Raw genomic sequence first — 12,312 nt, 5'->3', positions numbered from 1 at the left:
ATGCCGCAATGCGCGGGCGTCCGGCGCTGGGGCGCGGCCTCGCTCGATCTGGCCTATGTCGCGGCGGGTCGCTACGAAGGCTATTGGGAGCGCGGGCTGAACGCGTGGGACGTGGCTGCGGGCATGCTCCTCGTGAAGGAAGCGGGCGGTTTCGTGGAAGCCGTGCGCGAAGGGCGCGGCGTCCTCGAATCGGGCTCGGTGATCGCGTCGAATGCCGAAATGTTCCCGGCCCTCACGAAGGCGCTTCGGTCAAGCGACTGAGAAATCTCTGAAATTTAGATGTGGCGGCGAAAGGCGAATGAGAGTTCACCTTTCGTTCATTCCGTTGTGCCAGCCTGATGCGGTTACCAGAAAGGGATGCCGCCATGGTTGGACAGGAATACGGAGCTACGTCGATCGCGCTTGAACAGCGTGCGTTGACTGCGCTGCACGGACCGGGCGATTGCGCCGTCGACCGCGCATTGGAAGAGTTACGGCAGGCGGTCTCCGATCTCGCCTTCGCCGAGGCGGCCGACCTGATCGCACGTCACCGGGTCGCGTTCCTGGATGAGATGATTTCGGGTTGCTTTGAGGATGCGGATGCGGCCGAGCCGGACACGGCAGCGGCCCTGCGCGCAGCGGCCGAAGGGCTGCAGGAAGAGCGCGCGACTCTGGCAGAGACATTGCCGCTCGAGCTTTCCCTGCGCGCCGATCAGCGCGACGCGGCCTGCGATCGCATCCGCGCCGCACAACGCCGCCTGCGCAACATTTCTCAGATGCCCGATCATTTCGGCTGTGCCTGGGCGTGTAGCCGCGCCGGGGCAGGGCCGTGCGAGGACGCGGCAGAGCAAATCCAGCAGGCGCTGCGTTTCGATGCGGAAGCCATCGCCGATATCGCCCGGCAGGAGGCCCGCGCACGTCTCAGCGACGGCTTTGCGGCCTTGCCGGTCGCATCGCCTCTCTCGCCTCGCCGCGGCGGTGATACGGGGACGACGGCGGCGCAGGTCGCCCGCCGCCTTGTCGAGGATGCGCGCCGTAGACTTTGCTGAGCCGCGAGCCCGTCTTGATACGGCCAGCTATGCCCTGCGTTGGAGACTATGCAGACCCGAAGATCGTGCTAGCCTGTTGCGGCGCAAAAGGCGCATCGGAAAGAGGGTCTGAAATGATTCAGGAATTCAAGGATTTCATCGCCAAGGGCAATGTCATGGACATGGCGGTTGGCATCATCATCGGCGCGGCCTTCACCGCGATCGTCACGTCGCTGGTCGGCGACATCATCAACCCGATCATCGGCCTGTTCACGGGCGGGGTCGACTTCACCAATAATTATGCCGTGCTCTCCGGCGAGGTTCCCGCAGGGGCAAGCCTCGAAGAGGCGCGCAAATCGGGGGCGTCGATCTTCGCCTATGGCGCCTTCGTGATGGCAGTGATCAACTTCCTCATCATCGCCTTCGTCGTCTTCATGCTGGTGAAGATGGTCAACCGCGTGAAGGCCGCGGCGGAGAAGCCCGACGATGTCGCGCCCGCGGTGGAAACCGGGCCGAGCCAGCTCGACGTGCTCCTCGAGATCCGCGACGCGCTTCGAAAGTGACGGCGCGGGACGCCTCAGGCAGACGTTGCCGGCAAATATGAGAACGGCCCGGGCAAAGCTCCGGGCCGTTTCGTTCGTGGGGCAGGGCGGCCCTTATTCGGCTGCGTGCTTCACCGCATCCGGCGCATCGAGCGGCAGGTCGAGCGCTTCGGCCACAGCCTTGTAAGTCACCTTGCCTGCATGGACATTGAGGCCCGCGGCCAGGTGGGGATCCTCGGCGCAGGCGCGTTCCCATCCCTTGTCGGCCAGCGCCAGCAGGAAGGGCTGGGTCGCGTTCGACAGGGCGAGGGTCGCGGTGCGCGCAACCGCGCCGGGCATGTTGGCCACGCAGTAATGCATCACGCCCTCGACCTCGTAGATCGGGTCGTCATGGGTCGTGGGATGCGAGGTCTCGACGCAGCCGCCCTGATCGATCGCGACGTCGACGATCGCAGCGCCCGGCTTCATCGTCTTCAGCATCTCGCGGGTGACCAGTTTCGGAGCAGCGGCCCCGGGGATCAGCACCGCGCCAATCACCAGATCGGAGGCTGCGACCAGCGCCTCCGTCTCGGCTTTCGAGGCATAGGCGGTACGGAAGGTGCCGCCGAACGTGTCATCGAGATAGCGCAGACGCGGCAGCGACTTGTCGAGCACGGTCACATCCGCGCCCATCCCGGCAGCTACGCGCGCGGCGTTGGTGCCCACGACGCCGCCGCCGATCACGACGACCTTCGCGGGCGACACGCCCGGCACGCCGCCCATCAGTACGCCGCGACCGCCATTGGCTTTCTGCAGGGTCCAGGCGCCCATCTGCGGCGCGAGGCGACCGGCCACTTCGGACATCGGCGCGAGCAGCGGCAGGGTGCCGTCCTTCGCAGTGACCGTCTCGTAGGCGATGCAGGTCGCGCCCGATTTCATCAGGTCATGGGTCTGCGCCGGGTCTGCGGCCAGATGCAGATAGGTGAAGAGAAGCTGGCCCTCGCGCAGCATCGCGCGCTCGGAGGCCTGCGGCTCTTTCACTTTCACGATCATCTCGGCCTGGGCGAACACATCCGCCGCATCGCCGAGGATTTTTGCGCCAGCCGCCTCGTAATCGCTGTCGGTGAAGCCCGCGCCCTGACCTGCGCCGGTCTCGACCAGCACCTCGTGGCCATGGGCGACCGCCTCTTGTGCCGCAGCCGGGGTCAGCCCGACGCGGAATTCCTGCGCCTTGATCTCGCGCACCGTTCCGATCTTCATCGCGTGTCCTCCTCCAAAAAATGGAAACGTCCTGCTCCCAGTATGCGCTCCGTCACAAGCAAGTGCTTTGCCAATTTGCCGGTTGTGGATGGGGTGGGTCGCTCGTATCTTCGATGAAATGCGCAAAGATCGGCAGGATATTGCATGAGCGACAAGCTGGACGCGACAGATCGTCGGCTGCTGGAGGTTTTGCAGCGGCAGGGGCGAATCTCCAATGCCGAGCTGAGCGAGCGGGTGAACCTGTCGGCCTCGGCCTGCCACCGTCGGGTGCAGCGGCTGGAGGAGGAGGGCTATATCCGCGATTACGTCGCCCTGCTGAACCCGCGCAAGCTGGGGCGGACCACGACGGTCTATGTCGAGATCAAGCTGTCGAGTCAGGCGGACGAGGTTCTGGACGCGTTCGAGAAGGGCGTGAAGCAGGTGCCGGAAGTGCTCGAATGTCACCTGATGGCGGGGGCTGCGGATTACTTGCTGAAAGTGGTGGCGGCCGATGCCGAGGATTTCGCGCGGCTGCACCGGGCGAAGTTGGCCAACATTCCGGGCGTGGCGCAGATTCAGTCGAGTTTCTCGCTCAAATGCGTGGTCTCGACCACGGCGATGCCGGTCTGAGGCTCAGGCCCGCCAGAAGCGCGGCAGGAACACGACGAGGATCGCGAGCATCCCGATCCGGCCCAGCAGCATTGCGAGCGTCAGCAGCCAGGTCGCGGCGTCGCTGAAATCGATCATCGTGCCGGTGCGATCGGTCAGTGGGCCGACCCCATAGCCGATATTGCCGAGTGCGCCCCATGTCGCGAAGAGCGCCGAGACGAAATCCGCCCCGGTCATCGAGATCCCGACCGAGATCAGGCCGAGCGTCAGCATGTAGCCGGTGAAGTAGAGGATCAGGGAGGAGAGTACGTCCTCCTCCAACAGCTTGTCGCCAAGGCGCGGTTGCAGGACGCGGTGCGGCATTTGCAACCGGCGCACGGCGGCGCGGATCACCGCGCCGAGCGCCTGCCAACGGAAGACCGACAGCGCGCCGGAACTGGACCCGGTGCAGCCGCCGATCAGCCCGACCCAATAAGCCAGAACCATCGCGAAGCTTCCCCAATTCGCGACATTGGCGGTGCCGAAGCCGGTGCCGGTCATGATCGAGGACAGGTTGAAGGCGGCGGAGCGGAAGGTGGGTTCGATCCCGTCGGGCGCGTGGGTGTAGAGCCAGATCAGGAGCGCCGCGAGCGCTAGCGCGAACCAGCGCAGGAAGGCGTGGATTTGCGGGTCGTCCCAGAACGGGCGCAAGTCGCCCCGGCCAAGCTGGACATAGCGGATGAAGGGTAGGGCCGAGCCCAGCATGAAGATGACACCGGCATATTGCGCACCCGGCGAGAAGCTCGCGAAGGAGCTGTCATGCGTGCCGAACCCGCCCGTCGCGATCGTCGCCATCGCGTAGCAGATCGCGTCGAAGGAGCTCATGCCGGCGGCGGCATAGCTGATCGCGCAGGCCAGCGTCAGCGAGACATAGACCCAGAGCAGCGAGCGCGCGATGTTATGGGCGCGCGGCATGACTTTGCCCAGCGTGTCGAATCCTTCGGCCTGAAAATAGCGCATCCCGCCGATGCGCAGCACCGGCAGGAAGATCATCGCGACGAAGGCGATCCCGAGCCCGCCGAACCAGTTCAGCATACCGCGCCACAGCACCACGCCGCGCGGCAGCGTGTCGAGATGTTCGAAGACGGTGTAGCCGGTGGTGGTGATGCCCGAGGCGGCCTCGAAATAGGCGTTGGTCCATGTCGCGTGCGGCGCGCCCTCGATGAAGGGCAGGGCTGCGAAGATCGGCAGGCCGAGCCAGATCGCCGCCGTGAGCAGATAAGCTTGCCGCGTGTTGAGCCCGTTCGCGCTTTTGGTTCGGGTCGCGAGCGAGAGAACCATCCCGATCAGCGCGGTCTCGACCGCCGCCTCGAAGAATTCCTGCCAGTTCGGATTGAGATCGCTGAAGTCCATTGCTGCCGGGACCAGCATTGTCGTCCCGAGGACTGTGAGGATCAGGCCGAAGAGATGCAGGACTGGCCGGATATCGGACATGTGAAAGCGGTTCCCGCCAGAACGAAGTGCTGGCGCTAGGGTAGGGGGCGCGGCGCTTTAGGCAAGATCAAAGCGGCGGCGGCCGTGCTTTCTTGCGAAGGTGTCTTCCAGAAACCAAAAACCCCCGCGGCCAAGCCTCGGGGGTCATCGGTGCGGGCAAGCCCGCCAGCATTTTCAGGCGCCTTTTCAGACGCGGAGCGGTGCGCTTAGAGCGCGCCTTCGCGCTGAGCCTTCTTACGTGCCAGTTTACGGGCACGGCGGACGGCTTCGGCTTTCTCGCGCGCTTTTTTGACCGAGGGTTTCTCGAAATGCTGCTTGAGCTTCATTTCGCGGAACACACCCTCGCGCTGAAGCTTTTTCTTCAGAGCACGGAGCGCCTGTTCGACGTTGTTGTCGCGAACGCTGACCTGCATGTGGTGTCACCACCTTCCTAAGTTAGAGTTGCAGTTGCTTGCAGGAGCGCTCCATATAGTCACCAAAAGGCGGTTTGTCTACCGCCAAAGCTGAGAGAGGAAACGCGATGAAAAACGACCATCTCGATATGGACCGAACGCGATCCGAGCTGTTGGCGGCGATCAAGCCGCATGTGCCTTTCGACGGTTGGTCCGAGCCTGCCTTCAAGCTCGCGGTCTCCGATCTGGGGCTCGATCCGGGGCTGGCGCGGGTCGTGTGTCCGCGTGGCGCCGTCGATCTGGCGGTGGCCTATCACCGCGAGGGCGATGCGGCGATGCTCAAGCGTCTGGAAGAGGCCGATCTGTCGGGGATGAAGTTCCGCGACCGGATCGCGACCGCCGTGCGCTTCCGTCTGGAAGAGGCCGATCCGGAGCTGGTGCGCCGTGGGGCCGCGATCTTCGCACTGCCGCAGAATGCCACGACCGGCTCGAAGCTGATCTGGGAGACCTCGGACAAGATCTGGCGCGCCCTGGGCGACGTGAGCGAGGATTACAACTGGTACACGAAGCGGATGACGCTTTCGGGGGTCTATAGCTCGACCGTGCTTTACTGGATGGGCGATGAGAGCGAGGGCAAGGGCGACACCTGGGCCTTCCTCGATCGTCGGATCGAGGATGTGATGCAGTTCGAAAAGGTGAAGGGCGCTGCGATGAAGCTGCCTTTCCTGCCGAAGCTCCTTGGCGGCATCCGTGCGCCGAAAGGCACTGACGACATGCCGGGCCGGGAGGCGCATTGATGAAACCTGTCGAGATGCCGACCGAGATGCGCTGCGTCGAGATTTCCGAACATGGAGCGCCGGAGGTGCTGACGGAAGTCACCCGCGCCGTGCCTGTTGCGGGTCATGGCGAGATCCTGATCGAGGTGGCCTATGCCGGGGTGAACCGCCCCGATGCGCTGCAACGTGCAGGCGCCTACAACCCGCCGCCGGGCGCGTCGGATCTGCCGGGGCTGGAATGCTCGGGTCGGGTCGCGGCGATCGGGCCGGGCGTTACCGATTGGGAAGTGGGCGACGCGGTCTGCGCGCTGCTGCCCGGTGGCGGTTACGCCGAGTATGTGACCTGTCCGGCCGAACATGCGCTGCCCGTGCCTGCGGGGCTCGATCTGAAATCGGCGGCCTGCCTGCCCGAGACCTGCTTCACCGTCTGGTCGACCATGGTGATGCGCGGCGGCTTGCAGGCGGGCGAGCGGTTCCTGGTGCATGGCGGCTCTTCCGGGATCGGCACGACCGCGATCCAGATCGCGACGGCGCTGGGCGCACGCGTGTTCACCACTGCGGGCAGCCCCGAGAAATGCGCGGTCTGCGAAGAGCTTGGCGCTACGGCGATCAACTACAAGACGGGCGATTTCGTCGATGTGCTGAAGGCCGAAGGCGGCGCGAACCTCGTGCTCGACATGGTGGGCGGCGACTATATCGCGCGCAATATCAAGGCGATGGCCAATGATGCGCGCCTCGTCTTCATCGCCTTCCTTGGCGGGCCCAAAGCCGAGATCAACTTCGCGCAGGTCATGGTGAAGCGTCTCACGATCACCGGGGCCACGCTGCGCCCGCAATCGGTTGCGGCCAAGGCAGAGATTGCGCGGCAGTTGCGCGCCAATGTCTGGCCGATGATCAATTCGGGCAAGCTGCGTGTGATCCATGACAGCAGCTTCCCGCTGGCCGAGGCCGCAAAAGCCCATGAGCGGATGGAGACGAGCCAGCATATTGGCAAGATCGTGTTGGAAGTTGCGGGCGGCTGAACTTTCGTCACGCGTGCGCCGGGTGTATCATTGCGGCGCGCGCGAACCAACGAGGGGAGGCGGTCATGAGCGAAGGACGCTTTGAATTTCTGGATGGGTATCCGGCCGATGTGCTGGCATTCGAGGCCAAGGGCACGATCGGCGCGGAGGCTTACGAACAACATCTGATCCCGGCGGTGGAGGCCAAGATCGCCGCCGAGGGCAAGGTGAAGCTGCTCTACATCATCGGCGACGCATTCGACGGCTACACCGCGAAAGCGGCATGGGACGACACCAAGCTGGGCCTGTCGCATCTTGGCGATTTCGCCGCGGTGGCGCTGGTCAGCGATGTCGACTGGATTCGCTGGGGCGTGCAGGCCTTCGCGCCGATGATCCCCGGCACAGTCAAGCTGTTCCGCCTGAGCGAATTGGATCAGGCCAAGGCGTGGATTTGCGCCGCGGGCAAGGCCGAGGAAGACCACAGCCACGACGTCGCCGCGCGCCACAAGCTGCCCACGTTGGAAGATCGCCAGCCGCCGCTCGAGGACTGATCCCTCAGCGCACCTTTTCCATCAGCGCGTTGGACAGGCTGCAATCGCGGATCGTATCGGAGCCGCATTTGCGCGGCTCGAGATTCTTGGTCAGGCAGATGCGGGCCTCCTGAATGCGGCCCGATTTGCAGGTGATGGTGATCTCGTCGGCATCGAGGCCGGGATTGGCCTCCAGAAACGCCTGCTCCACCACCTTCGCGGGCAGTTTCACGTCGCGGTCGAGATTGGCCAACACCTCCGGGATTTCGATGCTCGCATAGGCTTCGCGTTCCAGCGCGAAATAGTCCGTGGCCGACAGGCCCGAGCAGCGCCCGTGCTTCTTCCATTCGTACCAAGCCAGCCCCGGCGCGCCGGTCAGATCCTCCATCGCGGCGGTCTGCTGGCGCGAGGGATCGCGATGCGGCGTGCGGCAAAAGCTGGGCCAGCCGCGCTCGTATTGCGGCCAAAGCCCGTGCAGCACGAAAGAATGATCGTGCTTCGGATCGCATTGCGGAGAGTTGCGCGCATCGCCCGTCAGCGCGCACCAAGTGGGCGACCAGCTGAGCGAAAGGACGTAATAGTCGAAATCGCCCGCGCGCTCGCCTTCGGCATGGGCGGGCAGGGCGGCGGTCGAAAGCGCAAGCAGGGCTGCGGCCAGAAGGCTCAAACGAGTCATTTTCTCTTTTCTCCTGACGCGCGATTGACTATATGAGGCGGCAATTCCCCTTCCAGAAATGGACCGCGGCAGGGAATTCCCGCGCCGCAGCCGATTTCTCGGCCCGGGAGAGATATGTAAAGGATGGCTGCAATGACGAACAAGCCCCTGATGGCAAAGGCCACCGCCGTGTGGCTGGTGGACAATACGACGCTCAGCTTCAAGCAGATCGCGGATTTCTGTGGCCTGCACGAGTTGGAAGTGCAGGGCATCGCCGATGGTGACGTCGCAACCGGCGTGAAGGGCTTCGATCCGGTCGCCTCGAGCCAGCTCGATCAGGAAGAGATCGACAAGGCCGAGAAAGACCCGATGCACAAGCTCAAGCTGAAGTTCAACAAAGCTGCCGTCGGCGAGGACAAGCGTCGCGGCCCGCGCTACACGCCGCTGTCGAAGCGTCAGGACCGTCCGAACGCGATCCTGTGGCTGGTGAAATTCCACCCGGAGCTGGCCGATGCGCAGATCGCGCGTCTCGTCGGCACCACCAAGCCCACGATCCAGTCGATCCGCGAGCGCACGCACTGGAACATCCAGAACATGACCCCGATCGATCCGGTCGCGCTGGGTCTGTGCCGCCAGTCGGAACTGGATATCGAAGTGCAGAAGGCCGCGAAGAAAGCCGCCGCCGAAGGCGTGATGAGCGATGACGAGCGTCGCAAGCTGGTCTCGACCGAACAGTCGCTGGGCATGCCCGACGAGCCGCGCCTGCCCTCCGGCATCGCCGGTCTGGAGAACTTCTCCTCCTCCGATCTCAAGCAGGAGACCGAGGAAGAGGACGACGCCGCGGATAACGCCGATTACTCGGATGCGGACAGCTTCTTCAACCTGCCCGAGGATGATGACGACGAGGATGAGGACGACAACCGCAAGTAAGTTGTCGCCATCGCGAAAGTTCAGGGCCGCTCCATAGGGGGCGGCCTTTTTCGTTGCGGTGCGACGCTTCGTGTCGTTGAGGCTTTAATGGGAACACGGGCGACGGATGAACCGCCGCCCGTGTCTCAAAGGTTGGTGTGAGCTGCCGGAGACCCGACGAACTCCCACGATAGGCGCGGCTTACTGCTTCAGCACCACGGGTTGGAACGAGAACACGCCATCGGATTTCGGATCGACCGTCATCTCCACCCAGCTGTTGTCGCTGCTGCCGAAGACCTCGACGCGGGTGAAATTCGCGGTGCTGCGGCCATCGGGCTGGAGCATGGGCTTGTCGACCTTGAAGTAATGCGAGTCGCCGTGAACCAGCAGGACCTGACCGTCGAAGTTATGCGTCTCCTCGACGAGGGTCTTGTAGAAGTCGGTGAAACCGTTCTTGTCGTCGAGGGTCGGCAGGAAATCGTCTTTGTAGCCGCCGTCGCTCAGTTCGAAGGGGAAGAAGATGTCGGCCTGAATGTCGATCAGGATGCCCGCGTCGTTATTCTCGCGCGCCTTTGCGAAGGACTCCTTGAGCCATTGCACGTTCTTCGGGTTTCGCGCCTCGTATTCCGCAGTCGCGGCATCGCAATCGGCCTGCGTGCGGTCGGACTTCTTGGTGCATTGCTTGTCGGTCACGACGAGGTTGTTGTTGCTGCCCGGCACGTTGAGGGCGACGAACATCACGTTGTTGCGCTCGAAACGGCTGTTCTCGCTGTAGGCTTCGCCCGGGGCGCCCTGACGTTCGACGTCGATCGGGTTCGAACCCTGCGACTTCGCGGCATCGAAGAAGGTCTTGCGCAGGTAGGACAGCCGCTCGACCGGGTCGTAGCTGCCGTTGTTGGTGCGGTGGCAGTCGACCCATTCATTGTCGCCGAGGGCGTAGAGCGTCGGCATGTCGAGGCGGTTGAAGATCGCCTGCACGTCCGCCCCGATCGCCTGATCGGTGCATTCGCTGCTGCCGCTCTTGGTGTCGCCGGCGAAGATCGTGAAGTCGAGGTTGTGATCGTTCATCGAGGCGACGGTCTGGTCGATCCAGTTCGCCTTCTCCTCGGGATCCTTGCTGTAGAACTCGTCACCCCAGAGCGCGACCTTCAGAACGCCCGCGTCTGACGTGGATTGTGCGTAGGCCGGAGCTACCAGCGCTGTGGAGAGAAGGGCCGCGGAGAGCGCTGCGGACAGCGTGAACGAACGGGAAAGGCGTGGCATATATACCCCCAAAGGTGACTTGATATGACGAAGGCCCTGAGGGCGAGGTGCCGCATCGGGCGGCAGGTCTCCGGCTCGGGGCGCTTCGGGCGTCATAATACCCCGAGCTGTGACAGCCCGCTGACGCCGGGGCGAAGGATTTGTGACGTAGGCCGTGTCGCCGCCGTCTGGACAGCGACGGCGTCGGGCGCGATGCTCGCCGCGAAAAGAGGAGGAGCAGATGCCGGAATTCGCGAACTATCCAAGCCTGAAGGGCAAATCCGTGATCGTGACCGGGGGCGCCTCGGGGATCGGGGCGCTGATCGTCGACATCTTCGCCGCGCAAGGGGCGAAGGTCGGGTTTCTCGACCGCGATGCGGAGGGGAGCGCGGCGATCGCGAAACGGTTCGGCGTCGAGTATGAGCTGTGCGACCTGCGCGACATCGCCGCCATGAAAGAGGCGCTGGGTCGGCTACGCGAGAAAATTGGCCCGGCGGATGTGCTGGTGAACAATGCCGCGCGTGACGACCGCCACGATTGGCGCGAGATCGATGCCGAGTATTGGGACGAGCGCCAGCACACCAACCTGCGCCACATGTTCTTCGCGATCCAGACGGTTGCGCCGGACATGATCTCGAAAGGGGCGGGGTCGATCATCAATATGGGGTCGAATTCGTGGTGGGAGGCCGGCAGCGGCTTTCCGGCCTATGCGACAGCGAAAGCGGCGGTGCACGGGCTGACCCGCACGATGGCACGCGAGTTGGGCGGGCATCGCATCCGGGTCAACACGGTCGTGCCGGGCTGGATCATGACGGACCGCCAGAAAACGCTCTGGGCTACGCCCGAGGCGCTGGAGGAGCATCGTCGCAACCAATGCCTGCCCGATCTGATCCAGCCGGAATATGTGGCGCGGATGGTGCTGTTCCTCGCCTCGGACGATGCGGCGATGTGCACGGCGAACAATTACATGGTCGAGGCGGGCTCGATTTAATCGTGTTGCGGCGCGCTGCCGGGCGGCGCGTCGCTTTGCCCGTTTTCCACCGGGCCGGTTTCTTCCGGCTCGATCTCGATCTGCGCCAGTTCAGCTTCGAGGAATTTTTCGAACGCATCGAAATCCAGCGGCTCGAACTGACCGAAGCCTTGAATCCATGTCGTGGCGGCGGACATCGCGAGCGGCTCCAGCTTGCACCATTTCACCCGGCCGCGTTTCTCCTGAGAGATCAGCCCGGCATTGGTCAGGATCGCGAGGTGCTTGGAGACGGCCGCCAGCGACATCTCGAAGGGCTCGGCCACGTCGGTCACCGCCATGTCGTCTTCGAGCAGCATCGTCAGGATCGTCCGCCGGGTGGGATCGGCGAGCGCGGCGAAGATCGCATCGAGAGAAGGGGTGGGCGGCGGTAGCATCGCTCCTTGATGGGGCGGCCCGCGATAAACGTCAACCGATCGGTTGAATATGCGATTGCTCGCATTCGCGTGAGCTTTGTGCGGCGCGAATTTGATGCCTATTTTCAAAATCGTTACGGATCAATGGGTTGCGAGGTTCTTTCAGGGGGCTATCCGGAATTGACTCAGGCGGGGGCCACGGCTATCACGGCTGAGACCTGAGTGGGGGCCGAACCATGCCTGATCACCGCTCCGACGAGCCCGATCCCGAGCGCCTCGCAGCGCTTGAGAAGAAGCTTGCGGCAGTGAGAAAGACGCAAGAACCGCCTCCGCAACGTGCCGATCATCATCTGTCCCAGGCGAATATGGCCTGGCGTATGGTGATCGAAATGGTTTCGGGGCTGGGGATCGGCTTCGGCATCGGATACGGGCTGGATGTGCTTATGGGCACGATGCCTTGGATGATGGTGCTGTTCACGCTTCTCGGGCTCGCGGCCGGGGTGAAGGTGATGCTTCGCTCGGCCAAGGAAATGAACGAAGAGCGTGCGGCCGACATGGCCGATGAAGAGGAAGAC

At 63.8% G+C, this 12,312-nt stretch carries 16 protein-coding genes; 10 read left to right on the top strand and 6 right to left on the bottom strand.

Annotation, left to right across the window (positions count from 1 at the left end):
• The 3 genes from B3D39_RS06445 to mscL form a co-directional block, all read left to right on the top strand.
• Window positions 1-261: inositol monophosphatase family protein (locus tag B3D39_RS06445; protein ID WP_286789525.1), on the top strand; the 261-nt coding region annotated here is incomplete at its 5' end.
• A gap of 104 nt (window positions 262-365) precedes the next feature.
• Window positions 366-1,028, top strand: coding sequence for a hypothetical protein (locus B3D39_RS06440; protein WP_274961544.1), 663 nt, complete (start codon window positions 366-368; stop codon window positions 1,026-1,028).
• A gap of 113 nt (window positions 1,029-1,141) precedes the next feature.
• Entirely contained in the window at window positions 1,142-1,570 is a 429-nt protein-coding gene (mscL, locus tag B3D39_RS06435) for a large conductance mechanosensitive channel protein MscL (protein WP_078569774.1), read from the top strand.
• 93 nt (window positions 1,571-1,663) lie between these two features.
• Here the strand turns inward: mscL and ald are convergent, their stop codons facing one another.
• Window positions 1,664-2,788, bottom strand: a complete 1,125-nt coding sequence (ald, locus tag B3D39_RS06430) for an alanine dehydrogenase (protein WP_078522450.1) — start codon at window positions 2,786-2,788, stop codon at window positions 1,664-1,666.
• A 144-nt stretch (window positions 2,789-2,932) separates the two neighbouring features.
• On the opposite strand from ald, the gene B3D39_RS06425 reads away from it, so the two are divergent.
• The gene (locus B3D39_RS06425; RefSeq protein WP_078522451.1) at window positions 2,933-3,397 is read left to right on the top strand and encodes an Lrp/AsnC family transcriptional regulator; all 465 of its coding nucleotides are present in this window, start codon (window positions 2,933-2,935) and stop codon (window positions 3,395-3,397) included.
• A 3-nt stretch (window positions 3,398-3,400) separates the two neighbouring features.
• Here the strand turns inward: B3D39_RS06425 and B3D39_RS06420 are convergent, their stop codons facing one another.
• Entirely contained in the window at window positions 3,401-4,849 is a 1,449-nt protein-coding gene (locus B3D39_RS06420; protein ID WP_078542272.1) for a TrkH family potassium uptake protein, read from the bottom strand.
• Window positions 4,850-5,055: 206 nt separating this feature from the next.
• Window positions 5,056-5,262 (bottom strand): 30S ribosomal protein S21, encoded by a 207-nt coding sequence (rpsU, locus tag B3D39_RS06415; protein ID WP_011748553.1) that lies wholly within the window; start codon window positions 5,260-5,262, stop codon window positions 5,056-5,058.
• Between the two features lie 107 nt (window positions 5,263-5,369).
• Here rpsU and B3D39_RS06410 point away from each other — a divergent pair, with 107 nt between their 5' ends.
• The 3 genes from B3D39_RS06410 (at window position 5,370) to B3D39_RS06400 (ending at window position 7,569) form a co-directional block, all read left to right on the top strand.
• A complete protein-coding gene (locus B3D39_RS06410; protein WP_078569777.1) occupies window positions 5,370-6,038 on the top strand; it encodes a COQ9 family protein in 669 nt (222 codons plus the stop codon).
• A 14-nt stretch (window positions 6,039-6,052) separates the two neighbouring features.
• On the top strand, window positions 6,053-7,039 hold the full coding sequence (locus B3D39_RS06405) for an NAD(P)H-quinone oxidoreductase (protein WP_274961561.1): 987 nt from the start codon (window positions 6,053-6,055) through the stop codon (window positions 7,037-7,039).
• A gap of 65 nt (window positions 7,040-7,104) precedes the next feature.
• Entirely contained in the window at window positions 7,105-7,569 is a 465-nt protein-coding gene (locus tag B3D39_RS06400; protein WP_274961543.1) for an STAS/SEC14 domain-containing protein, read from the top strand.
• Between the two features lie 4 nt (window positions 7,570-7,573).
• On the opposite strand, the gene B3D39_RS06395 is transcribed toward B3D39_RS06400, so the two are convergent.
• A complete protein-coding gene (locus B3D39_RS06395; protein ID WP_274961542.1) occupies window positions 7,574-8,224 on the bottom strand; it encodes a ribonuclease T2 in 651 nt (216 codons plus the stop codon).
• Window positions 8,225-8,356: 132 nt separating this feature from the next.
• Between B3D39_RS06395 and B3D39_RS06390 the strand changes: the two genes are divergently transcribed.
• Complete coding sequence (locus B3D39_RS06390; protein ID WP_078522456.1) at window positions 8,357-9,133, top strand: DUF1013 domain-containing protein; 777 nt, start codon at window positions 8,357-8,359, stop codon at window positions 9,131-9,133.
• 180 nt (window positions 9,134-9,313) lie between these two features.
• Here B3D39_RS06390 and B3D39_RS06385 read toward each other — a convergent pair whose 3' ends face one another.
• On the bottom strand, window positions 9,314-10,375 hold the full coding sequence (locus B3D39_RS06385; RefSeq protein ID WP_274961541.1) for a hypothetical protein: 1,062 nt from the start codon (window positions 10,373-10,375) through the stop codon (window positions 9,314-9,316).
• Between the two features lie 220 nt (window positions 10,376-10,595).
• Here B3D39_RS06385 and B3D39_RS06380 point away from each other — a divergent pair, with 220 nt between their 5' ends.
• Window positions 10,596-11,345, top strand: a complete 750-nt coding sequence (locus B3D39_RS06380) for an SDR family NAD(P)-dependent oxidoreductase (RefSeq protein ID WP_286789524.1) — start codon at window positions 10,596-10,598, stop codon at window positions 11,343-11,345.
• Here B3D39_RS06380 and B3D39_RS06375 read toward each other — a convergent pair.
• Window positions 11,342-11,758: an ArsR/SmtB family transcription factor gene (locus tag B3D39_RS06375; protein WP_078569781.1), complete on the bottom strand. Its 417-nt coding sequence runs from the start codon at window positions 11,756-11,758 to the stop codon at window positions 11,342-11,344. The genes B3D39_RS06380 and B3D39_RS06375 overlap by 4 nt on opposite strands.
• A gap of 215 nt (window positions 11,759-11,973) precedes the next feature.
• On the opposite strand from B3D39_RS06375, the gene B3D39_RS06370 reads away from it, so the two are divergent.
• The coding region (locus B3D39_RS06370) for an AtpZ/AtpI family protein (protein WP_286789523.1) at window positions 11,974-12,312 on the top strand (339 nt) is incomplete at its 3' end.

The organism is Thioclava sp. UBA3469 (assembly GCF_002378135.1).
Classification (GTDB): domain Bacteria; phylum Pseudomonadota; class Alphaproteobacteria; order Rhodobacterales; family Rhodobacteraceae; genus Thioclava; species Thioclava sediminum.
Note: the sequence above shows the minus strand (reverse complement) of the source record. Positions and strands in the feature narration are given on the sequence as shown.

Excerpts from the sequence above, each read along its gene's own strand:
- ald (WP_078522450.1), bottom strand. The coding sequence starts at position 2,788 with ATGAAGATCGGAACGGTGCGCGAGATCAAGGCGCAGGAATTCCGCGTC.
- B3D39_RS06390 (WP_078522456.1), top strand. The coding sequence starts at position 8,357 with ATGACGAACAAGCCCCTGATGGCAAAGGCCACCGCCGTGTGGCTGGTG.
- B3D39_RS06410 (WP_078569777.1), top strand. The coding sequence starts at position 5,370 with ATGAAAAACGACCATCTCGATATGGACCGAACGCGATCCGAGCTGTTG.
- B3D39_RS06400 (WP_274961543.1), top strand. The coding sequence starts at position 7,105 with ATGAGCGAAGGACGCTTTGAATTTCTGGATGGGTATCCGGCCGATGTG.
- B3D39_RS06405 (WP_274961561.1), top strand. The coding sequence starts at position 6,053 with ATGCCGACCGAGATGCGCTGCGTCGAGATTTCCGAACATGGAGCGCCG.
- B3D39_RS06420 (WP_078542272.1), bottom strand. The coding sequence starts at position 4,849 with ATGTCCGATATCCGGCCAGTCCTGCATCTCTTCGGCCTGATCCTCACA.
- mscL (WP_078569774.1), top strand. The coding sequence starts at position 1,142 with ATGATTCAGGAATTCAAGGATTTCATCGCCAAGGGCAATGTCATGGAC.
- B3D39_RS06385 (WP_274961541.1), bottom strand. The coding sequence starts at position 10,375 with ATGCCACGCCTTTCCCGTTCGTTCACGCTGTCCGCAGCGCTCTCCGCG.
- rpsU (WP_011748553.1), bottom strand. The coding sequence starts at position 5,262 with ATGCAGGTCAGCGTTCGCGACAACAACGTCGAACAGGCGCTCCGTGCT.
- B3D39_RS06425 (WP_078522451.1), top strand. The coding sequence starts at position 2,933 with ATGAGCGACAAGCTGGACGCGACAGATCGTCGGCTGCTGGAGGTTTTG.
- B3D39_RS06380 (WP_286789524.1), top strand. The coding sequence starts at position 10,596 with ATGCCGGAATTCGCGAACTATCCAAGCCTGAAGGGCAAATCCGTGATC.
- B3D39_RS06440 (WP_274961544.1), top strand. The coding sequence starts at position 366 with ATGGTTGGACAGGAATACGGAGCTACGTCGATCGCGCTTGAACAGCGT.
- B3D39_RS06395 (WP_274961542.1), bottom strand. The coding sequence starts at position 8,224 with ATGACTCGTTTGAGCCTTCTGGCCGCAGCCCTGCTTGCGCTTTCGACC.
- B3D39_RS06375 (WP_078569781.1), bottom strand. The coding sequence starts at position 11,758 with ATGCTACCGCCGCCCACCCCTTCTCTCGATGCGATCTTCGCCGCGCTC.